Source organism: Halorubrum rutilum, from assembly GCF_042665015.1.
Taxonomy (GTDB): domain Archaea; phylum Halobacteriota; class Halobacteria; order Halobacteriales; family Haloferacaceae; genus Halorubrum; species Halorubrum rutilum.
In genome coordinates this window covers 129,656-153,020 of sequence record NZ_JBHTBL010000008.1, presented here as the reverse complement: position 1 = coordinate 153,020, position 23,365 = coordinate 129,656, and the positions used below count along the sequence as shown (strand labels likewise).

At 70.7% G+C, this 23,365-nt stretch carries 22 protein-coding genes; 11 read left to right on the top strand and 11 right to left on the bottom strand.

All coding sequences use genetic code 11. The features are described 5' to 3' along the window. Positions 1-25 precede the first annotated feature (25 nt). Entirely contained in the window at positions 26-598 is a 573-nt protein-coding gene (locus tag ACFQMF_RS09970; protein ID WP_256409098.1) for a dihydrofolate reductase, read from the top strand. 107 nt (positions 599-705) lie between these two features. Then, positions 706-2,373, top strand: coding sequence for a histidine kinase N-terminal 7TM domain-containing protein (locus ACFQMF_RS09965; RefSeq protein ID WP_256409097.1), 1,668 nt, complete (start codon positions 706-708; stop codon positions 2,371-2,373). 15 nt (positions 2,374-2,388) lie between these two features. Here ACFQMF_RS09965 and ACFQMF_RS09960 read toward each other — a convergent pair whose 3' ends face one another. After that, positions 2,389-3,198, bottom strand: coding sequence for an RlmE family RNA methyltransferase (locus tag ACFQMF_RS09960; RefSeq protein WP_256409095.1), 810 nt, complete (start codon positions 3,196-3,198; stop codon positions 2,389-2,391). A gap of 277 nt (positions 3,199-3,475) precedes the next feature. Between ACFQMF_RS09960 and ACFQMF_RS09955 the strand changes: the two genes are divergently transcribed. Continuing rightward, positions 3,476-4,837: an MEDS domain-containing protein gene (locus tag ACFQMF_RS09955; protein WP_256409094.1), complete on the top strand. Its 1,362-nt coding sequence runs from the start codon at positions 3,476-3,478 to the stop codon at positions 4,835-4,837. 7 nt (positions 4,838-4,844) lie between these two features. Here the strand turns inward: ACFQMF_RS09955 and ACFQMF_RS09950 are convergent, their stop codons facing one another. Genes ACFQMF_RS09950 through gatB form a run of 3 tightly spaced genes read right to left on the bottom strand, consistent with a single transcriptional unit; the run spans position 4,845 to position 7,037 of the window. Further along, positions 4,845-5,327: a GNAT family N-acetyltransferase gene (locus ACFQMF_RS09950; protein WP_321169221.1), complete on the bottom strand. Its 483-nt coding sequence runs from the start codon at positions 5,325-5,327 to the stop codon at positions 4,845-4,847. Beyond that, complete coding sequence (samp2, locus tag ACFQMF_RS09945) at positions 5,324-5,542, bottom strand: ubiquitin-like small modifier protein SAMP2 (RefSeq protein WP_256409093.1); 219 nt, start codon at positions 5,540-5,542, stop codon at positions 5,324-5,326. Before samp2 ends, ACFQMF_RS09950 begins: the two co-directional genes overlap by 4 nt. Positions 5,543-5,549: 7 nt before the next feature. Continuing rightward, positions 5,550-7,037 carry an Asp-tRNA(Asn)/Glu-tRNA(Gln) amidotransferase subunit GatB gene (gene gatB, locus ACFQMF_RS09940; protein WP_256409092.1) on the bottom strand — a complete coding sequence of 496 codons (1,488 nt, stop codon included), beginning with the start codon at positions 7,035-7,037 and terminating at the stop codon, positions 5,550-5,552. Positions 7,038-7,622: 585 nt separating this feature from the next. On the opposite strand from gatB, the gene ACFQMF_RS09935 reads away from it, so the two are divergent. Beyond that, positions 7,623-8,318, top strand: a complete 696-nt coding sequence (locus tag ACFQMF_RS09935; RefSeq protein ID WP_256409091.1) for a phosphoribosyltransferase — start codon at positions 7,623-7,625, stop codon at positions 8,316-8,318. Positions 8,319-8,327: 9 nt separating this feature from the next. Next, entirely contained in the window at positions 8,328-8,993 is a 666-nt protein-coding gene (locus ACFQMF_RS09930) for an HD domain-containing protein (protein ID WP_256409090.1), read from the top strand. 49 nt (positions 8,994-9,042) lie between these two features. Here ACFQMF_RS09930 and ACFQMF_RS09925 read toward each other — a convergent pair whose 3' ends face one another. The 3 genes from ACFQMF_RS09925 to ACFQMF_RS09915 all read right to left on the bottom strand — a co-directional run bounded on the left by ACFQMF_RS09925 (position 9,043) and on the right by ACFQMF_RS09915 (position 11,929). After that, a complete protein-coding gene (locus ACFQMF_RS09925) occupies positions 9,043-9,852 on the bottom strand; it encodes a nucleoside phosphorylase (protein WP_256409089.1) in 810 nt (269 codons plus the stop codon). Positions 9,853-9,915: 63 nt separating this feature from the next. Then, complete coding sequence (locus ACFQMF_RS09920; RefSeq protein ID WP_256409088.1) at positions 9,916-10,362, bottom strand: hypothetical protein; 447 nt, start codon at positions 10,360-10,362, stop codon at positions 9,916-9,918. A 100-nt stretch (positions 10,363-10,462) separates the two neighbouring features. Then, positions 10,463-11,929, bottom strand: a complete 1,467-nt coding sequence (locus tag ACFQMF_RS09915) for an HD domain-containing protein (protein ID WP_256409087.1) — start codon at positions 11,927-11,929, stop codon at positions 10,463-10,465. A gap of 111 nt (positions 11,930-12,040) precedes the next feature. Here ACFQMF_RS09915 and ACFQMF_RS09910 point away from each other — a divergent pair, with 111 nt between their 5' ends. From ACFQMF_RS09910 to mtnP, 3 genes are read left to right on the top strand one after another with little or no spacing between them, the layout of a single operon-like run. Beyond that, a complete protein-coding gene (locus ACFQMF_RS09910; protein ID WP_256409086.1) occupies positions 12,041-12,223 on the top strand; it encodes a hypothetical protein in 183 nt (60 codons plus the stop codon). Beyond that, a complete protein-coding gene (locus ACFQMF_RS09905) occupies positions 12,223-13,218 on the top strand; it encodes a YeiH family protein (protein WP_256409085.1) in 996 nt (331 codons plus the stop codon). Before ACFQMF_RS09910 ends, ACFQMF_RS09905 begins: the two co-directional genes overlap by 1 nt. Before the next feature lie 50 nt (positions 13,219-13,268). After that, complete coding sequence (gene mtnP / locus ACFQMF_RS09900) at positions 13,269-14,135, top strand: S-methyl-5'-thioadenosine phosphorylase (RefSeq protein ID WP_256409084.1); 867 nt, start codon at positions 13,269-13,271, stop codon at positions 14,133-14,135. A gap of 407 nt (positions 14,136-14,542) precedes the next feature. Here the strand turns inward: mtnP and ACFQMF_RS09895 are convergent, their stop codons facing one another. The 4 genes from ACFQMF_RS09895 to ACFQMF_RS09880 form a co-directional block, all read right to left on the bottom strand. Then, entirely contained in the window at positions 14,543-15,787 is a 1,245-nt protein-coding gene (locus ACFQMF_RS09895; RefSeq protein ID WP_256409083.1) for a glycosyltransferase family 2 protein, read from the bottom strand. A gap of 96 nt (positions 15,788-15,883) precedes the next feature. Then, positions 15,884-16,870 carry a segregation and condensation protein A gene (locus tag ACFQMF_RS09890; protein WP_256409082.1) on the bottom strand — a complete coding sequence of 329 codons (987 nt, stop codon included), beginning with the start codon at positions 16,868-16,870 and terminating at the stop codon, positions 15,884-15,886. After that, positions 16,863-20,450, bottom strand: a complete 3,588-nt coding sequence (gene smc, locus ACFQMF_RS09885; RefSeq protein ID WP_256409081.1) for a chromosome segregation protein SMC — start codon at positions 20,448-20,450, stop codon at positions 16,863-16,865. The genes ACFQMF_RS09890 and smc overlap by 8 nt, the downstream gene beginning before the upstream one ends. Before the next feature lie 24 nt (positions 20,451-20,474). Then, positions 20,475-20,903: a DUF7518 family protein gene (locus ACFQMF_RS09880; protein WP_256409080.1), complete on the bottom strand. Its 429-nt coding sequence runs from the start codon at positions 20,901-20,903 to the stop codon at positions 20,475-20,477. Positions 20,904-21,082: 179 nt separating this feature from the next. Between ACFQMF_RS09880 and ACFQMF_RS09875 the strand changes: the two genes are divergently transcribed. The 3 genes from ACFQMF_RS09875 to ftsZ all read left to right on the top strand — a co-directional run bounded on the left by ACFQMF_RS09875 (position 21,083) and on the right by ftsZ (position 23,297). Next, positions 21,083-21,682, top strand: coding sequence for a double zinc ribbon domain-containing protein (locus tag ACFQMF_RS09875; protein WP_256409079.1), 600 nt, complete (start codon positions 21,083-21,085; stop codon positions 21,680-21,682). A 213-nt stretch (positions 21,683-21,895) separates the two neighbouring features. Continuing rightward, on the top strand, positions 21,896-22,075 hold the full coding sequence (locus tag ACFQMF_RS09870; RefSeq protein ID WP_004595187.1) for a ribbon-helix-helix domain-containing protein: 180 nt from the start codon (positions 21,896-21,898) through the stop codon (positions 22,073-22,075). A gap of 4 nt (positions 22,076-22,079) precedes the next feature. Next, positions 22,080-23,297, top strand: coding sequence for a cell division protein FtsZ (gene ftsZ, locus ACFQMF_RS09865; RefSeq protein WP_256409078.1), 1,218 nt, complete (start codon positions 22,080-22,082; stop codon positions 23,295-23,297). Positions 23,298-23,365: the final 68 nt, after the last annotated feature.

Sequence of the window (23,365 nt, the reverse complement as noted above, 5' to 3'; positions counted from 1 at the left end):
TATCGCTCCCGCCCGTATCGCTCCCGTGCAACTCGTCAGCGTCGCCGCGCTCGCGGAGAACCGGGTGATCGGGAACGACGGCGGCGTCCCGTGGCCGGACCTCCCCGAGGACGTGCGTCAGTACCGCGCCCGCGTCGCCGGCTCGCCGGTGATCTTAGGCCGTCGGACCTTCGAGTCGATGCGCGGCGACCTCCCCGGCCGCCGGCAGATCGTCGTGAGCCGCAGCGTCGACGCGGTGGACGAGCCGACCGCGGTCGTCGCCGACGGCGTCGACGCGGCGATCGACCTCGCCCGCGAGCTCGTCGGCGAGGGCGTCGACGCCGGATCGGTCGACCGTGTCGCCGGGGAAGCGGCGCCCGCCGGGACGGGGTCGCTCGGCGACGCGCCCGAGCCGGCCGTCTACGTCCTCGGCGGCGGGACGGTCTACGAGCTGTTCCAGCCCCGGATCGACCGGATGGTCCTCAGCCACGTCGACGGCGCCTACGAGGGCGACACCCGGTTCCCGGCGTGGGACGAGTCGGAGTGGCGCGTGGCCGACGAGACGGACTACGAGGGGTTCACGCTCCGCGAGTGGGTCCGACGCGCGGACGCCGCGTGAGCCGGCACGTCGCCCGCGACGTGTCAGTCGACTGTCCCTCGTCCGCCAGTCGTCCCCGAGTTAGGCGACCAAACTAAGTGGGTATCGGACGTGGGTCACCTCGATAGATGGCGGCCTCGTGGTGGCTCGTCGGCCTGTTCGCGCTCTCGGCTGCGGCCTGTTTCGTCGCCGCCCTTCACGGGTCTCGCCTGCGGAACGACGACGCCAGGCGCGGGCTCCGCTGGCTCCTGGTCCTCGTCGGCGTCTGGGGGCTCCTCCAGGCCGGGGTGCTGCTCGCGGGCCGGGAGCCGACGGCGGTCGCGCTGTACGTCCTCGCGCTCATCGTCGGCTTCGCCACGCCGTTCGCCTGGCTGTACTTCGCCTCCGCGTACGCCGGCCGGGACTACCACCGCCGGTCGGCGTACCGGCGAGCGGGCCTCGCGGTCTACGTCGCCGTCGTCGCGGCGAAGCTCACGAACCCGATCCACGGCCGGTACTTCGACGCGTCGTTCCGCACCGACCCCGTCCGCCGCCTCCTCATCGACGAGGGGGCGCTGTACTGGGGGTCGCTCGCCCTCGCGTACGCGCTCTCGCTCGTCGGCTTCTACCTCCTGTACCGGCTCTTCCGGGAGTCGGAGCACTCGTCGTGGACGCTCGCCGGGCTGTTCGCGGCGACGGGGCTCCCGGTCGTTCCGAACGCGGTCGCCCAGGCGGCGCCGTCCCTGTTGCCGTCGCTGAGCTACGAACCGCTCGGCGTCGCCGTCTTCGCGGTCGGGACCGTCTACCTCGTGGAGGACACCTTCCTCGCCGTCGAGCGCACGGCGACGCGCTCGTTCGTCGAGCGCACCGCCGGCGGCGTCCTCGTCCTCGACGCCGACGGCCGGCTCCGCGATCACAACGAGCGGGCCGCGGAGCTGTTCCCCGCGATCGCGGACGGCGCGACCCGCGTCGAGGAGGTCTCGCCGCCCGTCGCCGACGCGTACCGCGAGGAGGCCCCCGTCCTCGTCGACGTCGTCGACGCCGGCGGCGACGAGCGGACCTACTGCGTCACGAGCGAGTCGCTCTCCGTCGGCGGGGCGGAGTTCGGCTGGGCGCTGCTCGTGCAGGACGTGACCGCCATCGAGCGACAGCGCGACCGGCTCGAACGCCACGAGGAACAGCTCGGCGACATGGCGGGCGCGATCGCCCACGAGCTGCGGAACTCCGTCGCCGTCGCCGACGGCTACCTCGCGGACGCGGCGGAGCGGCTCGCCGACGACGACGCCGAGGGCGCGGCCGAGTCGGTCGCGGTCGCGCGCCGCCGCGTCGGCCGGATCGGCGGCGTCGTCGAGGACCTCCACACGCTGGTGCGCCACGCCCGCGACTTCGACGAGCCGTCGCTCGTCGACTTCGAGGCGGCGGTGGCCGACGCGGAGTCCGCCGCCGACGCCGACGTCGCGGTGACCGTCGAGGGGAGCGGTCGGGTGCTCGCGACCCCGACGCGCCTCAAGCAGGTGTTCAAGAACGCGCTCGCGTTCGCCGCGTTCAACGGCGCGACGGCGGTGACCGTCTCCCTGACCGACGACGGGTTCGCGATCGCGGACGACGGCCGGTTCGCCGCGACCGACGGCGACGAGGCGGCGCTCCTCTTCGAGTACGAGAGCGCCGAGCCGAGCGCCGACGCGGGCATGTCGCTGCCGAACGTCCGCGCGCTCGCCCGGGTCGAGGGGTGGACCGTGGAGCCCGACCCCGGGTACGAGGACGGCGTCCGGTACGTCGTTCGCGGGGCCACGGTCGAGCGGGACCCGGCCGAGTGAGGAGGGGTCGTCGGCTCAGTCGTCGCTCTCGGCGTCGGAATCGCTGTCAGAGCCGCCGTCGACGCGCTCGGCGAATCCGAACCGCGGCTTGGCCTCGTCGACCTCGACGGTCACGGCCTCGCCCACGTCGGCGTCCGGGACGAACAGCGAGTACCCCTCGACGTACGCGATCCCGTCGCCCTCGTCGCCGAGCTCCTCGACGGTCACCTCCAGCCGGTCGCCGGCCGCGACGGGCGCGGTGTTCAGCCCCCTGGCGACGAGGTACACCTCCGAGGAGGAGTCGCGGGAGGCGGGCGGCGAGACGGTCCGGAGGTACTGGAACTCGCTCCGGACCTCCTCGCGGAAGGCGTCGAGGTCCTCGCCCTGGAACACCTTGACGACGAAGTCCCCGCCGGGCGCGAGCAGCTCCTCGGCCACGTCGAACGCCTGCCGCGCGAGGTGGACCGACCGCGCGTGATCGAGCGCGTACTCGCCGGTCATGTTCGGGGCCATGTCAGAGAGCACCGCGTCCGCGCCGCGCTCGCCGACCGCCTCGCGCAGGTAGTGTCGGGTGCGCTCCTCGGTCATGTCGCCCCGGATGGTCTCCACGTCGCCCTCGTCGAGGTCCTCGATGCGCTGGAGGTCGACGCCGACGACGGTGCCCGACTCGCCCACTTCCTCGGCCGCGACCTGCAGCCACCCGCCCGGGGCGGCCCCGAGGTCGACCACGGTGTCGCCGGGGTCGAGGAGGTCCGCATCCTCGTCGATCTGCTTCAGCTTGTAGGAGGCCCGGCTCCGGTACCCCTGCTGTTTCGATCGGTTGTAGTATTCGTCTTTGCCGCTCATATCTTGATCACCGCGCCCCGGGATGGGACCGCCGAAATCGAGGGCGAAATCGCGCTCATACCCGTAACAACGGGAGCGACCGGGAAATGAACGTCGAATGCGACCGTCGACGGCTCAGTGCGGTTCGGTCCGTTGACACCAGCCGCGAGGAGAGCGACTGTGGCCGAGGGGCGCCCTGGTGCCGGCCGTTGATTTTCGCCGCGACGAGCGGTGAACGGCCGACTCAGAGCGTTTCCGGCCGTTTTATCCGCCTCCATTTTGTACAGTCGATACTCAGATGCCTACCGAAGGAGAGTCGATCGGCTTCGGTGCCCGATCGCAAGAGAACCTGCGCGCCGAGTTCGCCGGCCGCGACCTTGACCGTCACCTCGCGCTGTTCTACGAGTCGACGGCCGCGCAGCTCGACACCGTGTCCGCGTTCCTCTCGCACGGGCTCGCGACCGGGCATCGGTGCGTGTACCTCGCCGATGCGAACCCGCAGTCGCGGATCGAAGCGGCCCTTCGAGATGCAGACGTGGATGTCGCGGCGCGGGCCGCCGCCGGCGACCTCGCCGTCCGCGACGCGTCGGAGGTATACCTCGACGGCGGGTTCGACTCCAGCAACACCGTCACCGAGCTGCGGTCGGAGGCGGAACGGAGCGCCGCGGGCGGCTACGAGGGGCTCTGGCTCGCCGGGGAGAACACGTGGGCGTTCGGGGCCGAGAAGTCGTTTGACGAGATCGTTGATTTCGAGTTCGCGTTCGACTCGGCGTGCCCCGACGAGCCGGTGACCGCGCTGTGTCAGTACGACCTCCGACGGTTCGACGAGGCGGCGGCCGCGAAGGCGCTGCGGACGCACCGACAGGTCGTCTTCGACGGAACGCTCTGCGAGAACCCCTTTCACGTCTCGCTCGAAGCGTACCGCTCCGGAGACGCGGAACATCCCGACGCTCGACTCATGTTAGAGCAGGCCCGGGGACTGGCCGAGAGCAACCGGGAGCTGGATCGCCGCGAGGAGCGGCTCACCGTCCTCAACCGAGTGTTGCGCCACAACATCCGAAACGACCTCAACGTCGTCCAGGGGGTGCTCACCGAGCTGTCGAGGAGCGAGTCGCTGACGGCCGCCGAGGCCGACCGCGTCGCCGCCGCTGCGAGCCACGCGGACGCCGTCGTCGAGACGGCAGCGAAGGCACGGTACATCCAGCGGACGATCGGGCGCTCGACGGTCGAGCCGACGCCGCTCCGGCCGGCGATAGAGCGGGCTGTCGAAGAGGTCCGGATCGAGTATCCGAACGCGCGGATCCAAGCCCCTGCATCGCCGGAACACGTCGTTCTCGCGGACGTGAACCTCGACGTTGCGCTCGAAGAGGCGATCCGGAACGGGATCGTCCACCAGGACGACCCGACGCCGAGAGTCGAGATCGCGGTGTCGATTCCGACGAGCGAGCGGGTACGGATCGAGGTACAGAACCCGGGGTCGATCCCCGAACACGAGCTGCGGTGCCTCCGAGAGACCAGGGAGACGCCGCTCGCCCACGGCAGCGGGCTGGGGCTCTGGCTCATGCGGTGGATCGCCGAGTCGGCCAACGGGACCGTCGAGTTTGTGGACGCCGACGACCGGACGCGGGTCCGGTTCGAGCTGTACCGCGTCGGCGACTGACGGGCGATCAGTCGCCGACGCGGATCCGGCCGTGCCGGCGGGCGTCGGTCGTGTCGCCGGTGACGACGAATCCGATTGCCTCGTAGAACGCGACCAGGTCGTCGTCGAACGCGGCGGTGACGGTCTCGATAGCGGAGTCCGACCGCCCGCGATCGACCGCGGCCGCGAGGAGCGCGGAACCGATCCCCCCTCCCCGACGCGCACGCCTGACCGCGACGCCGTCGACGTGGAGCCGGTCGGGGTCGGGACGGGCGGCGACCAGCGCGCCGACGACCCCGCCGGTTCTGGTCGAGCGCGCGACGAGGGCGTCTCCGGCCGCGATCCGGTCGTCCACGGTCGCCGCGTCCGTCTCCAGCATCGCCGCGTCGAGGATCCGGAGGACGTCGAGACGGTCGTCGGGCGTCGCCCGCTCGACGATCACGTCCTCGGGCGGGTCGCGGGAACCGGCCGAGCCCGGCGGATCGTCGGCGGGGTCGGAGCTCTCGCTCACGCGCCGTCGCCCGTCGCGCCGCCCTTGATCAGCCGCAGGATCCGGACCTCGTCGGCGTCGACAATGCGGTCGCCGGGGACGGGCGAGCCGTCGACCAGCGCCGACGCCTCCTGCGGGTGGTAGCCGGCCTCGCGGACGAGGTCGTCGTAGGTGGCGTCGTCGGGGAGGTCGACCGCTCGGGTCCCCTCGCCGACGACCTCGACCGAGACGCGCATCGAGGGGCTACCCCTCCAGCCGCTCGCGGAGCAGCCCGTTCACCTCGCCGGGGTCGGCGCTGCCGCCCGTCTCCTGCATCACCTGGCCGACGAGGAAGTTGATCGCGCCCTCGTCGCCGTCGTGGTAGTCGCTCACGGCGTCCGGGTTGTCGTCGATCGCGGCGTCGACGGCGGCCTCGACCTCGCCGGAGTCGGCGACGCCGAGCCCCTCGCGCTCGATGACGGTCTCGGGGTCCTCGCCCGCGTCGAGCATCTCGCGCAGGACTACCTCCTCGGCGTTCTTCACCGTGAGCTCCTCGGCGTCGACCAGCTCGATCAGGCGCTTGAACTCGTCGAGGCGGTCCTCGACGTCCGTGATCGCCATCTCGCGGTAGTTGAGCTCGCCGAGCAGATTGTCGGCGACCCACGTCGCGGCGAGCTCGGGGTCGAACGACTCGGCCACGTCCTCGAAGAAGTCGGCGACGGCCTTCGTCGAGGTGAGCTTCGAGGCGGACTCGCGGTCGAGCCCGTACTCATCGCGGAAGCGCTCCCGGCGGGCGTCCGGCAGCTCCGGGATCGGGATCGACTCCTTCCAGTCCGACACCTCCAGCGCGGGCAGGTCGGCCTCCCGGAAGTAGCGGTAGTCCTTCTCGGCCTCCTTCGAGCGCATCGAGACGGTGACGCCGCGCGCCTCGTCCCAGTGACGCGTCTCCTGCTCGATCTCGCGGCCGCGCCGGAGCACGTTCTCCTGGCGGGTGACCTCGTACGCGAGCGCCTGCTCGGCGCCCTTGTGGCTGGAGATGTTCTTCACCTCGGCGCGGTTCACGTCCGCGAGGGCCTCGTCCGTGATCGTCCCGTCGTCTGCGACCCGGTCCTCCGGTACGAGCGAGACGTTGGCGTCGACGCGCAGGCTCCCGTCGCGGGTCGGGTCGAAGACGCCGAGGTATTCGAGGACTTCTTCGAGCTTCGCCAGGAACGCGCGCGTCTCCGCCGGCGACCGGAAGTCCGGCTCGGTGACGATCTCCATCAGCGGCGTCCCGGCGCGGTTGTAGTTCACGAGGGTGTGGGTCGCCGACTCGATGGAGCCGCCGGCGTGCTGGAGGCTCCCCGGGTCCTCCTCCAGGTGCGCCCGGGTGATCCCGATGGTGCGCGGCTCGCTGTCGACGCGCACTTCGAGCTCGCCCGACTGGCAGATCGGGGCGTCGTACTGCGTGAGCTGGAAGTTCTTCGGCAGGTCGGGGTAGTAGTAGTTCTTCCGGTGGAACGTCGTCGTCTCGGGGATGTCGGCGTCGATCGCCTTCCCCACCTTCACCGCGGCCTCGACGGCGGCCTCGTTGAGGACCGGCAGCGCGCCCGGCAGGCCGAGGCAGGTCGGGCAGGTGCGCGTGTTCGGCTCCTCGTCCTCCTCGGGCTCCGTCGAGCAGCCGCAGAAGATCTTCGTGTCGGTCTCGAGCTGGACGTGGACCTCCAGCCCGATCACGACCGTCCGCTCCTCCGTCGCGGCCTGAGTGCTCATTACCGGTCCGTTGTGAGCCGGCCACCTAAATCGTGTCGGGACCGATACGATGTCGATTCGGAGGCTCGTTCGCGTGGTTCTCGACTGTGTGTCGCTACTGCCGCTGACGCGGTGAACGGTTTCAAAGTCCCAGCCGCTCGGTGATACGCGGCCGATCCCGGATCGTCGGCGACCACCTCCAAAGTCCCAGCCGCTCGGTGATACGCGGCCGATCCCGGATCGTCGGCGACCACCTCCAAAGCCCCAGCCGCGAGGACGGCCCACGCTCGCTGCGCTCCTCAGTCGCTCACGTCGTTCGCTCCTTGCGGTGCTTGCATCGCCTGTGCCGTCCTCGCGGCTGCCCCTTTGAGTCCCACCCCGCCCAGCACGGCACCGCAACCCCACGCCTCCCCAGCCTCGTCGGTCGCCCTCCGCGTCGCTTCGGGCGACCGACTCCCTCGCACGCGCTGCTCGCGCCCGAAGGGCGCTCGCAGGCGCGCGCCACCGCAGCCGTTCCCGAGAAATCGTGCCGCGGTGCTCGCGCCGGTCTCCCCTCCGGCGCCGTTGCTAAACCCTTATGAGCGCGCGGGTGGGAGGAACGGCCGTATGAGCGACCTCCCGGACGACTTCGACTGCACCCTCACCAACTGGGAGTACATCTACGGGCTCTGCCGCAACGTCTCGAACGCGGTGAAACGGGCCGACTTCGAGCCGGACGTGGTCGTCGCCCTGGCCCGCGGCGGCTGGTTCGCGGGGCGGTGCGTCTGCGACTTCCTCGGGCTCAACGACCTGACGAGCCTGAAGATGGAGCACTACGTCGGGACCGCGGAGAAGAGCGGCGAGCCCCAGATCCGCTACCCGATGCCGGAGGGGAGCGTCGAGGGGAAAGACGTCCTGATCATCGACGACATCGCGGACACCGGCGGCTCGATCCGCCGCGCCGAGGAGTACGTCGACGACCGGGACGCCGCCGAGATCCGCACCGCGACGCTCCAGCTGCTCGGCACCTCCGAGTTCCAGCCGGACTTCGTCGGCGAGCGGCTCGAACAGTGGACGTGGGTCGTCTACCCGTGGAACTTCCTCGAAGACATGATCGACCTCACCGAGGGCGCGATGGAGCGCGCCGGCCAGGAGACGTTCGACCGCGACGACCTCCGCCACTACCTCGACGAGTACCACAGCATCGGCCGCATCGAGATGGAGGTCGCCCAGCCCGGCCGCCTCGACGAGGTGCTCGACGAGATGGTCCGCCGCGGCGTCGCCGACTCGGCGGGCGACGGGACCTGGCGACTCGCCGACTGACCGCCCGCGATGCCCGGAGACGACCCGGAGTCGGACGCTGCCGACGACCCCCACGGCGTCCCCGAACAGGCCCTCGACGCCCTCCTCGACGCCTCCGCCCTCAAGGACGAGCGGCGCACGGGGTGGCAGCTCCGCGGGGTCGACGACCCCGAGTCGGTCGCGGCCCACGCGTGGGGGGTCGCCTACCTCGTCCTCGCGCTCGGCGACCGGTTCCGCGGGGACCTCCCCGGCGTCGACCTCGACCGCGCGCTCCGGCTCGCGGTGGTCCACGACGTCGCCGAGGCGGAGACGGGCGACGTCGCGACCCGCGCCGACTCGACCGCGGACGCCGTCGACCCGGCCGCCAAGGAGGCCGCCGAGCGCGAGGCGATGCGCGACCTCGCCGGGCCGCTCCCCGACCGCGTCCGCGACGCGTGGGAGGCGTACGAGGCGCGCGAGTCGCCGGAGGCGATACTCGTCAAGGAGTGCGACCTCCTCGACGTCTGCCTCCAGGCCGTCCGCTACGAGCGCGACGACCGGTACGACCCCGCCGACGGCGATCCGGGGGCGTTCCGCGAGTACGACGACCTCGACGAGTTCTTCGCGACGACCGGGCCGCGGCTGCGGACCGAGACCGGGAACGCGCTGTTCGCTCGCCTCCGCGATCGGTACCGGGCCGCCCGTGACGGCGAGTGACGCGCACTACGACGGGGCGCGACCGCGGACTACGACGCGACGCGAGCGCTCAGTCCGACGCGCGCCACGCGGCGGCGGCCGCGTCGATCACCGCCAGCGCGTCTTCGCTGCCGTTCGCGTCTCCCTTCTCGAACTCCTCCTCGGTCTGGCCCATCTGGTTGGTCACGTGCGCGAAGCAGACGACCGGCCGGTCTCGGGCGTCCGCGAACGCGTAGAGGGCCGCCGCCTCCATCTCGACCGCGAGGATCCCCTCCGACCGGGCGCGTTCGATCGCGGTCTCCGTCTCCCGGAACGGCGCGTCCGTCGTCCACGACGCTCCCGTGTACACCGGTCTGGGCACCGCCTCGCACTCGCGCTCGACCGGCCTCAGGAGCTCGGGATCGAGGGACGCGTAGCGGTCCGCCGGCCGGTAGTGGTGGCTCGTCCCCTCGTCGCGGAGCGCGCGCTCGACGAGCACGAAGTACGGCGGGTCGTCCCGCGGGACGATCCGCCCCGAGGAGGTGACGCTCACGAGGAACTCGCAGCCGGCGGCGAACAGCTGCTCCGCGACGAGGACCGCGAACGACGCCCCGACGGCGCACCCGACGATTCCGAACTCCTCGCCGCCCCGCTCGAACCGGTAGAGCTCGGTGTGGTACCCCGGCCACGTCTCGTCCTGCTCGGCCTCTCCGGCCGCTCGCAGCCGGCGCACGACGTCCCCGTCCGGATCGAGGACGCAGACCTCCGGGACCGAGCGCTCCGGGAGCTCCTTCTGACGGCGGGCGTTCTCCAGCAGGGCGCTCGGCGCGAACACGGACGGTTCGTCGAACGCCTTCGCCTCGAACAGCGGGGACGCGTCCGCGTCGGACGGGTCGGTCATGTGGATCGGTTCGCGGAACTCGCGAAAGGGTGTTGCGGTCGGGCCCGCCTGCGCGCCTCCGACTCACCGGAGTCCGAGACGGTCCCCGAACCGCCGAGCGAGCGCTCCGATCGCGTAGCTACCCGCGGCGAGGACGACGGCTATCGGCGCCCAGAGCGCCGGCGCGCCGTGTCCGTAAAACGACAGCACGAACGCCACGGGCGCCGCCTCTCGCGTCGAGATCAGCCACGCGTAGAACGTCACCGGTCCGTACACCGGTCCGACCACCAGGGCCGTGCTGACGAGCAGTCCGCTTCCGGCGTACGCGGCGCCGACCGCGAGCAGGCCGCCGAGCAGGACGAACGGCAACAGGACCGCCTCGGGTATCGCGTCGAAAGCGGCGTGTGACGCGAACGCGAACAGCCCGGTCACGCCGAACAGCCCCGCGGCTACCGCGGCTCCCGACCGTCTCGGTGACGACCGGGTTCCGAGGAGCGCTCGCCGGAGGGCCGCGTTCGAGTCGAGGTCCATGTGTCCGTTCGGGAGGGCGCGGCGTCTCCGTCCGAGTACGCGGCCGCTCGGTATCCGTTTTGGGGTCCCTGCCGCGGTCCGACGGCGTCGCCGTCGCGTTCTACGTCCCCGCTGCCACGCCGACCTCCCGCTCGAACGCCTCCCGGAGCACGCGGATTGCCCGCCGCTTCGTCCCGTCGGGGACGAACACGAAGGGGATCGGCACGTCGAACGCGCGGTCGCCGTACAGCCCCCAGTCCCCGACCGACCGGGTCGTCCCGCCGTAGGCGATGGGGATGTCCTCCAGTTCGTCGGGGTCGTACGCGGGGACGTACGAGCGGTCGATCCACACCTCGTGGACGGGCACGTCGAGCGCGTCGGCGAGGAGCCGCTCCAGCCGGTCGTCGCCCTCGGTGAGCCACGCCGTGAAGTCGTCGAGGTCGGGGGCGCGTCCCTCGCCGGAACCGCCCGCGTCGCCGTCGCGGTCACCGCCGCCGTCGCGGTCATCGCCGAGGTCGCCGCCGATCCGGTCGGCCAGCGCGATCCGGTGTTTCCAGCAGGTGGCCGGGAAGCGGCGCCCGCGGAAGCGGTCGTACATCGACGCCAGCGTCGAGTCGGGGTGCTCGCGGGCGGCGACCTTGAGTCGTTCGAGCACGGCGTTGTCGTCGAGCTCCCGCGAGAGCACGCCGTCGACCGTCACCGGGCTCTCGCCGGTCACGCGCTCGTACTCGCCGAGCAGCTCCTGGAGGAGGCGGTTCGCGTAGACGGCCTTGTGATGCTGGGTGACCCACATGTACAGCGCGATCCGGCCTTCGAGGTAGTTCCCGATGGTCGAGAGCGCCTTCTCGGTGAGCGCGAGCCCGGCCTCGGGATGGGCGGTGTAGGCGTCGACCATGCGGTCGACGTCGAAGCTCAGTACGCCCGCGCCGGTCATCTGATTGTCGCGGGTGATGTAGTCGAGCCGGTCGACGTCGATTGGCGAGTGGAGCAGCTGCGCGCCGACGCCGTACTGCCAGGGCTCGCCGCGCTCGTACGCGAGGCTGTAGCCGAGCACGTACGCGCACACCTCGAACGGGTCCACGTCGAACGAGCGCAGCGCGCCGCCGTACTCCTCGACGATGAGTACGCAGCCGAGCAGCTCGTGCGGGCTCGCCGACCGGAGCGGCGCCCCGCCGACGCCCGCCCGGTCGAAGGCGTCGACCAGCCCGGCGTCGGCGACCCGCTCCCGGAGGACCCCCTCGTCGAGGAACGACTCGGAGAGGTGCGAGAAGGGCGGATGCCCCACGTCGTGGAGCAGGCAGGCGCACTCCAGCGTGCGCTGGATCTCCTCCAGCTCGTCGGTCGTCGCGTCCCGCGTGAAGTACGGCTGCCGGCGGAGGTTCTCGAAGACGGTCCGCCCGAGGTGGTAGACGCCGAGCGAGTGCTCGAACCGCGTGTGGTTCGCCCCGGGGTAGACGAGGTGCGTCGCCGAGAGCTGGCGGACGTACCGCAGCCGCTGGAACGGGCGGGTGTCGACGACGCCGTCGACGAGCGCGTCCGGCAGCTCCACGTAGCCGTGCACGGGGTCTTTGATCTGCGTGGTCGGCATCCGGATGTCCGACCGACGACCGCCCGGACCGTCGCTCTTTCGGTCGCGCGTCGGGCGCCCGCACCCCGCCGAGTCCGTCCCTATAAGTACCGAGCGCGCCGACCCGCGGGCATGGTATCGGAGCACGGCGACGACACGGCTCGCGCCGACGGCGCCGGGGACGACGCCGCCCGCGAGACCGGCTCCCCGCTCGTCGACCGGTGGACCGCGCTCGACCGCGGCTGGCAGGCGCTCGCGCTCGGGCTGGGGGTCGTCGCCGCCCACGCCGCGGGACAGGTCGCGGGCCTCCTCTGATGGGCGTCGCCGCCGCCGCTCGGCCGTACCTCCCCGGCCTCGCGCTGCTGGCCGCCGGGGCGGTCCTCGCAACCCTCGTCGCCGGCGCGGTCGCCGGGCTCTCCCCGCTCGTCGTCGCGGTCGCGCTCGGCGCGCTCGTCGGGAACGCGGTCGGGACGCCCGAGGCCGCGAAGCCGGGCGTCGGCGTCGACAAGCTCCTCTTGGAGACCGGGATCGTCCTGCTCGGCGCCGCGGTCGTCGTCGAGGAGTTCCTCGCCGCGGGGCCGACCGTGCTCGGCATGGTCGTCGCGACGGTCGCCGGCGGCCTGCTGCTCGCCGAGCTGATCGCCCGCGTGCTCTTCCGGCTCGACGGGACCACGCCCTCGCTGCTGGCGGCGGGCGCGAGCGTCTGCGGGGTCTCCGCTGTCGTCGCCGTCGGACGCGTGCTCGACGCGCGCGGCTCGGCGATCACCTTCGCGGCGGCGACCGTGCTCCTCTTCGACGCCGTCACGCTCGTCGCGTTCCCGATCGCGGGGGAGTGGCTCGGGCTCACCGGCCGGCAGTTCGGCGTCTGGGCCGGCGTGAGCATGTTCTCGACCGGCCCCGTCGCGGCCGCGGGGTTCGCCCACTCGCCCGAGGCCGGCCAGTGGGCGACCGTGACGAAGCTCGCGCGCAACGCCCTGCTGGGGGGCGTCGCCGTCGCGTACTCGCTGGCGTACACCGCGCGATCGGCGACCGACCCCGGCGTACGCCGGGTCTGGGCCGAGTTCCCGAAGTTCCTGCTCGGCTTCCTCGCGGTCGCCGCGGTCGCGAACAGCGGGCTCCTCTCGCCGGCCGCGCTGGCGTCGATCGGGCGCGTCTCGGACGCGCTGTTCACGCTGGCGTTCGTCGGCCTCGGCCTCTCGATCCGGCTCCGCGAGATGCGCGACGTCGGCGGGGCCGCGGTCGGCGCCGTCCTCGTCCACCTGCTCGTCGTGAGCGCGCTCGCGCTGGCGGCGGTGCGGTGGCTGCTGTAGTCCCCGTTTTACATGACTCCTTATAAGTAGCGAGCCGCCGCACTCCGGGTATGGGCACCATCGGCTTCATCGGCGGCAGCGGCATCTACGAGGCGCTCCCCCTGAACGACGTGCGCGAGGTCGAGTACGACACCCCCTACGGCGAGCCGAGCGACGCGATCACGATCGGCGAGTTCGCGGACACGGGCAGAGAGGTCGCCTTCCTCCCGCGGCACGGCTCCGACCACGGCGTCTCGCCCACCGACCTCCCGTACCGCGCGAACATGTACGCGCTGAAGCGGGCGGGCGTCACCCACGTCTTCGCGTCGAACGCGGTTGGAAGTCTGAAAGAGGAACTGGGGCCCGGCACGCTCGTCATCCCCGATCAGATATACGACCGCACCAAGCGCCGCGACCTCTCCTTCTACGGCGACGGCGTCGTCGTCCACCAGCCGTTCGCGGACCCGTACAGCCCGGAGCTGGTCGACCACCTGACCGAGGCGGCCGAGTCGGCGGCACCCGCCGACACGAAGGTGGTGAAGGGCGGCACGTACGTCTGCATCGAGGGGCCGCAGTACTCCACGCGCGCGGAGTCGGAGTTCTACAGGAGCCAGGGGTGGGACCTCGTCGGCATGACCGCGATCCCGGAGGCGAAGCTCGCCCGCGAGGCCGAGATCGCGTACGCGACGATCGCGGGCGTCACCGACTACGACGTCTGGAAGGAAGACAGCGAGGTGACGCTCGAAGAGGTGCTCGAAAACGCCGAGAAGAACCAGGCGGCGATCAAGGCCGCGGTCGAGGAGGCCGTCCGGACGCTCCCCGAAGATCTGGAGTGCGACGCGCACACGTCGCTCGACGGCACCGTCAACACGCCGACCGAGGCGATTCCGGAAGAAACGCAGGAGCGCGTCGAGCCGCTGCTCGGCGACTACCTGTGAACAATTTTGCGGTGCGGTGGCGCGTGCCGACGAGCGCCCGCAGGGCGCGAGTCGCACGCGCGAGGGACGCGGCGACCGAAGCGAAGCGGAGGGAGCCGCGAGGTTGGGGAGGTGTGAGGCTGCAGTTGCTGTGAGGGTGGGACTCGAAGGGGCAGCCGCGAGGGCGAAGCCCGGCGACGCAAGCACTGGAACGAGGGAGCGTCAGCGACCGAGTGAAGCGCGCAGCGAGCCGCGCGAGCCGTCGCGGCTGGGGCTTTGGAGGTGTTCACCGCCGATCTACAGTTGCCAATCACGTACCACCGAGCGGCTGGGGCTTTGGAGGTGTTCACCGCCGATCTACAGTTGCCAATCACGTACCACCGAGCGGCTGGGGCTTTGGAGGTGTTCGCCGCGGGAGCGACGGCGTCTCAGTCGTCGAACACGGCGAACGTGAACGCCGAGTCGGACTCACGGGTGAGCCGCTCGGAGCCGTCGTGGTCGCGCAGCTGCCCCTCGTCCATCGAGTCGTGGGCTTCTTCGACCGCCTCCGGCGCCAGCTTCTCCGTCACCTCGAAGGTCGTCACGGGGCTGATCAGTCCCCAGACGGCGCCGATCGAGTGCGCGAAGAAGGCGACCGGCGTGAGCGCGAGGTAGACCGGCCACGTGAGGGGGTGTTTGTCGTACCTGGCGGTCCCGACGAGTTTGTACACGAACAGGATCCCGACCAGCGCCAGTGACGCGGTCTGGTACCATTCCATCGCCGGCGCGGTGCCCGGGAGGAGTATCGACGCGACCGCGAGCAGCGGCACGAGCGGCGAGAACGCCCACGCGACGATCCGCGTGTAATACACGGGCCGATAGGCGAGCGGGAGGAGCCCCCCGTCGGCGCGCGTCCCGGAGATCCACCGACGGCGCTGTTTGGCCATCGCGCGCAGCGACGGGGGCGCCTGGTTCCGGAACCGCACGTCGAGGACGGCGAAGGAGACGCCCGCGCGGTCGGCGGCCCGCCAGATGAAGTTCGTGTCCTCGGTGATCGTCGCGACGTCCCACGTGATCGCGTCCTCCAGCGAATGCCGGACCGCGACGCCGCCGCCCCACGCGTACAGCGGGTACCGGAGGCGGTGGAACGCGAACTGCTCGTACTGGTAGCCGACGCGGAAGATCTCGCTCAGGTACGTGAGCCGCGACCCCGTGTACAGCGGCTTCTCGGTGAACTGGACCACGTCGGCGTCGGGCAGCCCCTCGAAGCCGGCCATGATGGTGTCCTCGTCGAGGTACAGCACGTACTCGCGGTCGCAGGGCACCTCGCGGCGGGCCCACTCGACGGCCCGCCCCTTGTTCGTCGCGGCGCACTCGAAGGAGTCCGGGACGACGTGAACGTCAGCGCCGTCGACGTCGATCGGTTCCTCCGCGATCACGCGCACGTCGTCGAGCCCCGCCGGCACCGCGTTCACCGTGGCCTGAACGACCGCCGCCGCGTCGACGGTGAGGATTCGAACTTGGACGTCGTCGTACCCCCACTCGACCTCGTCGGGGGCGACGCGGCCGCCGCGCGCGAGGACGACGGATTCGAAGAGCCACCACGCCGACGAGGCGCCGTACAGGACGAGCGCGACCCACAGCGCCGCGACGACGACGGCGAGGAGGGGGTTGCCCGCGACGAACTGGAACACGCGGAACGGTGCGGGCGGCCGGACAATCAGCGTGGCGGTGTCCGGACCGCGACGGCCTCGGATGACGGGGTTCGCGGAGAGCGACCGCGGCGCCGGTCAGTCCGCGATCGCTTCCGACTCCCCGGTCGCCGCCGCCGGGTCCTTCACCCACAGGTCGCCGAAGAAGTCGTCCTGCTGGAGCCGCACCGAGCCGCGGTGGGCCATGAACAGCAGCGCGAGGTACGTCATGAACGGGCGGCCGCCCGCGGTCTCGATCTCCGCGAACAGCACCTCCGTGCGACCGCGGTCGAAGTGGGTCCGGAGGGCGTTGTCGATCTCCACGATCACCTCCTCGATGTCCTCGTCGTGGGTGCGGTCGGTCGCCTCGCCCGCTGTCGGCTCCCCGTCCCGCCGGAACTCGTCGCCCGCGCGGTAGTCGAGCGTCTGGGTGCCGCGGTCGTACCCCTGCGGCGACTCCGAGGTGTCGTACTCGCGGGAGTCCTTCCACCACGAGCCGCGCTCGGCCTCGCGCAGCTCGCGGACCAGCTCGTCGAGCGTCTCGGGTGACCCCCGGGTGTTCTTCCGGTCGAGCCGCCGGTCCATCTCGGCCTCCAGCTCGTCGACCGGGTCGACGTCGCCGTCGGCGGGGTCGGGCGCGCCGCCCTCCATCGCGACCTCCCACGGCTCCGGCTCGGGCTCCTCGTCCTCGTCGTCGTCGGCCAACATCCCGTCGCTCTTCATCCGGAGCAGGACGCTGGCGTAAAAGAGCGCTCGGCCGGTCGTCCGGAGGTCCGTCTCGTCGAGGCGCTCCAGGAAGGCGTCCGTCACCTGCACGATGTCGATGTCCCAGGGCTCGATCTCGCCCTCCTCGGCGAGCTGGACGAGGAGCTCGACGGGCTCGACCTCGCCGTCATCGTCGACGCCCGCATCGCTGTCGCTGGCGTCACCTCCCGCGTCGCCCGTGGCCGGTTCGTCGCCTCCGAGCGTTTCCGGCGTCGCCCCGTCGTGCGCCCCGACGTCGCGATCGCTCGTCAGGTCGAGGTCCGGGACGCCGTCGTCCGAGCCGCCGCCGCCCGCGCCCGCCGACTCCGGCGGCTCAGTCATCCGCCGTCACCTCCTCGTCCCCGTCGCCGTCGTCGCCGAACTGCATCCCGGTGACCGCGGAGAGGTTGTCGCCCTGCATCGTGACGCCGATCGCGCGGTCGGAGCGCTCCAGCAGCGCCGAGCGGTGGCCGACCACGACGAACTGGGCGTCCGCGGCCAGCTCCTCGATCATCTCGCCGACGCGCTCGGCGTTGACGGCGTCGAGGAACGCGTCGATCTCGTCGAGCGCGTAGAACGGCGCGGGGTTGTGCCGCTGGACCGCGAAGATGAAGGAGAGGGCGGTCAGCGACTTCTCGCCGCCGCTCATCGCGTCGAGCCGCTGAACCGGCTTGTCCGCGGGCTGCGCCCGCATCGTCAGCCCCTCCTCGAACGGGTCCTCGGGGTTCTCCAAGAGGAGCTCGCCGCTGCCGGCCGAGAGGCGGGCGAAGATGTCCTCGAAGTGGTCGTTGATCGACTCGAACGTCTGCATGAACGTCTCCCTCTTCGCCGCCTCGTACCCCTCGATACGCTCCTCGATCGCGTCGCGCTCCTTGACCAAGACGTCCCGGCGCTCCCGCAGCTGATCGAGCGCCTCCTGCACCTCGTCGTACTCGTCGATCGCGAGCATATTGACGGGCTCTAACGCCTCCATCTCGGCCTCCAGCTCCTCGATCCGCGACTCGACCTCGTCGAGGTCGGGGATCTCGTCGGCGTCGTAGTCGCCGACCTGCGACTCCAGCTCGTCGATCTCCCACGCCAGCCGGTCGCGGCGGTCGGTCAGGTCCTCCAGGTCGGACTCCGCCGCCGAGACGAGCGAGCGCTGCTCGTCCCGTTCGCGGGTCGCTTCCTTGATCTCCTCGCGGAGGTCCTCGCGGTCGGCCTTCAGCTCCGTGAGCTCCTCCTCGAGATCGGCGATCGCCGCCTTCTTTTCCTCGAGCTCGGCCTCCTTCTCCTCGATCGCGGCCTCGTGCTCGGCGATCGCCTCCTCGGCGTCGGCCTTCCGGTTCTGCGCTTCCTCGACGGTGTCGTGAAGCTCGTCGACGGCGTCCTCGGCGTACTCCTTCTCTAACTCCAGCTCGTTCTGCCGACCGTCGAGCGAGCTCATCCGGTCTTCCAGCTCCGCGATCTCGTCGCGGATCTCGTCGGCGCGCTCGGAGAGCTCCGGGATCTCCGAGTCCGCGAGCTCCGCCTCGATATCGTCGATCTCGGCCTCCAGGTCCGAGATCTCCGAGTCGAGCTCGGCGAGCGTCCCGTCGATCTCGCTCATCTCCTCGTCGACCGACTCGCGCTCGGCCTCCAGCTCCTCGAGCTCGGCCTCCAGCTCGTCGATGCGCTCCTCGGCGTCCGCCAGCTCGTCCTCTGCGCGCTCGACGTTGGCCTCCAGCGACCGGACGCGCTCGGCGGCGTCGGCCTTCCGGTCGCGCGCGTCGTCGATGTCGTCTTCGAGGGCGTCGATCTCGGCCTGTAGCGACTGCCGCTCGTCCTCCAGCTCCGATATCTCCGCGGCGAGCCGTTCGAGCTTCCCGCCGCCCGACTTCGTGAACGCGTACCGCGAGCCGCCGCCGGAGCCGCCGGTCATCGCGCCCGACTTCTCGACGAGGTCGCCGTCGAGGGTGACCATCCGGTAGTCGCCCATCAGTTCCCGGGCGGTGTCCATCTCCTCCACGACGAGCGTCGAGCCGAGCACGTACGAGAACACCGAGGCGTACGCGGCGTCGTAGTCGACGAGGTTCCGCGCGAAGTCGACGACGCCCGGCAGCGAGGGCTTCCGCGGGAGGCTCCGGTCGTCCATCTCCGTGATCGGGAGGAAGGTGGCCCGGCCCGCGTTCCGCCGCTTGAGGTAGTCGATACACGTCGAGCCGACGCCGTCGTCGTCGACGACGACGTTCGCGAGCCGGCCACCGGCGGCCGTCTCGCAGGCCTCGGCGTACTCGGCCTCGACCGAGCCCAGCTCGCCGACCGCGCCGTGGACCCCGTCGATGCCGCCGTTCTTCACCTCCGTCACCGCGCGCGGCCAGGAGGCGTCGCCGCGCTCGTCGGCCGCCGCCTCGAGCTTGGCGTACTCGTTCTGCTTCTCGCGGAGCTCCGCTTCGACCGCCTCCAGGTCCTCGCTCCTCTCCGCCTTCTCCGAGAAGAGGTCGGCGACCGCCTCCTCGATCGTCGCCTCGTTCTTCTCGGCCTTGTCGAGCTCGCTGCGGAGCTCGGAGATCCGCGCTTTGTGCTCCGGAAGCGACTCGCGGGCCTCCTCCAGCTCGGTCCGCGCCTCGCTCACCGCGTTCGAGCGCCGGCGCGCCTCGTCGAGCAGGCGGTCCTTCTCGCGCTGCGTCTCGTTCTTCTCCTCGCGCAGCGACTCGATCGCCTCCTTCTTCTCGGCGAGCTCGTCTTTCAGCTCGTCGAACTCGGTGTCGGCGCCCTCGATCTCGGCCTCGACGTCCGCCAGCTCGGACCGTTTCGTCGCGATCTCGGACTTGACGGACGCCTTCTCGACTTTCACCTCGCGGATCTCCGCGTCGAGCTCCTCGATCGTCTCCTCCTTCCGGTCGATCTGGACGAACGCGTCGCGCCGCTCCGTCTCCGCCTCGGCGGCGCGCTCCTCGGCCGCCTCGATCTTGTCCTCCAGCCGCGAGATCTCGCCTTTCACCTCCTCGATCTCCGACCGAATCTGAATCTGCTCGTCCTCGCCCTTCGTCTCGATCTCGTGGTTGAGGTCGGCCAGGTCCTCCTCAAGCCGGGTGAGTTTCCCCTGTCTCGCGTCGAGCGCCTCGCGGAGCTCCGCGAGTTCGGCCTCCGCCTCGTCGATGTCGGCCTCGATGTCGTCGAGCGCCTCGCGCTTCTCCTCCAGCTCGGAGGCCTTGCGGAAGCCGCGGTACTCCTCCAGCTCCTCGCGGAACCGTTGGTACTGAAGCGCGGTCTCGCGCTCGTCGGCCAGCCGGTCGAGCCGGTCCTCCTTCTCGCCGATCCGGAGGTCGGCCTCGCCGATGCGCTCCCCGACCGTGTCCAGCTCCTCGTAGGCGGCCTCCTTCTTCTCGTCGAACTCGGCGACGCCCGCGATCTCGTCGACGATCCCCCGCCGCTGGTAGGGGGTCATGTTGATGATCTCGGTCACGTCGCCCTGCATCACCACGTTGTACCCCTCGGGCGTCACGCCCGCGGCCGCGAGCAGGTCCTGCACGTCCGAGAGGTTCACCGAGCGCCCGTTGAGGTAGTAGTACGAGTAGTAGTTGTCCTCGGTCTCCTTCACGCGGCGTTTGATCGTGATCTCGGAGACGTCGCCGACGTTCTCCGTCCCGGCCGCGGAGACGACCTGCGACCGGTCGAGGGTGCCGTCCTCGTTCGAGAGCACCACCGTCACCGAGGCCTCGTTCGGGCCGCCGGAGCCCTCGCCGTCGTCGTGGCCGGGGTTGTAGATCAGGTCGGTGAGCTTCTTCGCCCTGATCCCGCGGGTGCGCGCCAGTCCGAGCGCGAAGAGGACCCCGTCGATGATGTTCGACTTCCCGGAGCCGTTCGGCCCCGTGATGACCGTGAAGTCGTTGTAAAAGGGGATCCTCGTCGTCCGCCCGAAGCTCTTGAACCCGTCCAGAACGACTTCGCTGATGTGCATGTGACGCGGGGGTGCGGAGGCGGACTACGCGACGATGATGTCGCTGTCCGACTCCTCGTCGTCGCTCGTTGCCTCGGACTCCCCGGCCTCGGCGTCCGGCGTCGTCGCCTCCTGCTCGGGGACGACCATGTCGTCGCTCTCGGCGTCGGCACCGGCGCCGGCGGCCTCGTCGGCGCCCTCGCCGCCCGTCCGCTCGACGACCTCGACGTGGTCGTCGGAGTGCGTCCGCGTCTCGCCGCCGGCCGATTCGGTCGGCTCGTCTGCGGCCGACGCCGTCGCAGTCTCGGCGGTCCCCGGGTCCTCGCCCGCGGCCCCCGCCTGAACGGACACCTCCTGCGCGTCCTCGACCTGTCGGACGCGCTCTTTCATCTCGACCAGCTCCTCCGTGAGCCCGTTGACCGCCGCCTGCAGCTCCGCGACCTGTCGTTCGAGGTCCTCGACGCGGTTACTCATATACACACGTATGCTCACGCGGGCCGTATAAATCCGCGTCAGACACACGTGTGACCATATCCCACGATTTCGCCGACCGCGACGGCGCCGAGCGTTCGTTTCGAGGGACTGAAACGCCGCGGCGCCGTCGCCCGATATCGGGGGGAAGATACTTGTAGTGCGGTCGATATGGCGTCCGTATGAGCAAGATCACCTTCCGAGCCGACGACGGCCTCGTTGAGCGGCTGGAAGCGTGTGACGCCTCCAAGAGCGAGGTGATGCGGGAGGCGCTCCGCGCTCACCTCGACGACGCCGAGGCGGGGGCGACCGCCGGCGACGCGGGCCGAGACGCCGCGGACGACACGGTCGACGCCGCGCTGGCCGACCGCGTCGACGACCTCATCGCCGAGCGGCTCGACGCCGCGTTGGACGACCGACTCGGCGGTCGGCGGGGCCCGTCCGACGCGGCGTATGCGCGCGAAAACCCGGCCGAAATCAACGTGAACGTCTCTCTCGACGCTCCTGACGCCGATCCGGAGGACGCGCGTGTGACACGTGAGACGTCGGCGGACGCCGAGACGGAGTCGCGTAAGACGCCGCCGAGCGTGGGCGCGACCGAGAGCGTCTGCGGCGGCTGCGGCGAAAACGTTCCGGAGGACCACGTCTACTGCCCGAACTGCGGCGAAAAACAGTCTCACAGGGCGTTCTGCGAGTGCGGCGACGAGCTGCGAACCGACTGGGCGTTCTGCCCCGGCTGCGGCCGTCGGACGCCGGCTGCGGACGTGTTGAAGGACAGATAACGAGTTTCTGAGGCGTAAGGCTCCCGAAATTCGGCGTTTCGGATGATGTCTTACACTCGTCGGTAGTTTTATAATGATAGCCTCGGTGATTCGAACTGCGTAAGACGGTCGTCTTACAGCGACCGTCCGCGGCGGGGATGACCCCGCTGACGGGCGACCCGTCGCTGTAAGACACACGCGTCGCGTGTTCGCCGTCTTACCGGGGGAATACCAATGGAGCGTGTGACACTACGAATCCCGAAACAGCAGATCGACGAGGTCGAACAGATGGTCGAGACGGGCGAGTTCCCGAACCGGAGCGAGGCGATCCGGTCGGCCGTCCGCGACATGTTGAACGAACAGGACGGCGAGCGCGACGAGCGCGGCCGCAACCGCAACTGGGCGAAGGTGTAAACCGATGCAAGATCTCGTTCAGGACGCCCTCGACAACGCGGAGGCGGAGAAGCGCGACATGGACTCCGTCGACATGGAGGACGACGAGTTCGGGGACCCCCGAATCGTCATCGTCGGCGCCGGCGGCGCCGGCAACAACACGATCAACCGACTGTACAACATCGGCGTCGACGGCGCCGACACCGTCGCGGTCAACACGGACAAACAGCACCTCAAGATGGTCGAGGCCGACACCAAGATCCTCGTGGGCAAGTCGCTCACGCAGGGGCTCGGCGCCGGCGGCGACCCGAAGATGGGCGAGCGCGCCACCGAGATGGCGCAGGGCACGATCAAGGAGGTGCTCGGCGACGCCGACCTCGTCTTCGTCACCGCCGGGATGGGCGGCGGCACCGGCACCGGCGCGGCGCCGGTCATCTCGAAGATCGCGAAAGAGCAGGGCGCCATCGTCGTCGGGATGGTCTCGACCCCGTTCAACGTCGAGCGCGCCCGCACGGTGAAGGCCGAGGAGGGCCTGGAGACGCTCCGCAACGAGGCGGACTCCATCATCGTCCTCGACAACAACCGGCTGCTCGACTACGTGCCGAACCTGCCGATCGGGAAGGCGTTCTCCGTGATGGACCAGATCATCGCGGAGACGGTGAAGGGGATCTCCGAGACGATCACCCAGCCGAGCCTCATCAACCTAGACTACGCCGACATGTCCACGATCATGAACCAGGGCGGCGTGGCGGTCATGCTCGTCGGTGAGACCCAGGACAAGAACAAGACCCAGGAGGTGGTCAACGACGCGATGAACCACCCGCTCCTGGACGTCGACTACCGCGGCGCCTCCGGCGGGCTCGTCCACATCACGGGCGGCCCGGACCTCACGCTGAAGGAGGCCGAGGGGATCGCGAACAACATCACAGAGCGGCTGGAGGCGAGCGCCAACGTGATCTGGGGCGCCCGCATCCAGGACGAGTACAAGGGGAAGGTCCGCGTCATGGCGATCATGACGGGCGTCCAGAGCGCGCAGGTGCTCGGTCCCTCGACGCAGAAGCAGGCCGATAAGTCCCGCGCCGCGGTCGACGGCGAGGACCTCGGCGACTCGCGCTCCCGGGCCGCCGAGACGAACGGCACCGCCGGCGCGACGGCCTCCGGAGGCGCCGACGGCGGCGCCTGGGAGTCCGACGGCGGCACCGAGCCGACCGAGAAGAACAACGGCCTCGACGTCATCCGCTAGGCGTCGCCCGTCGACCGACCCGCCTCGCTTTTTCGCCGCCCGCTCCGCGCCCGACCCGCGGGACGGCG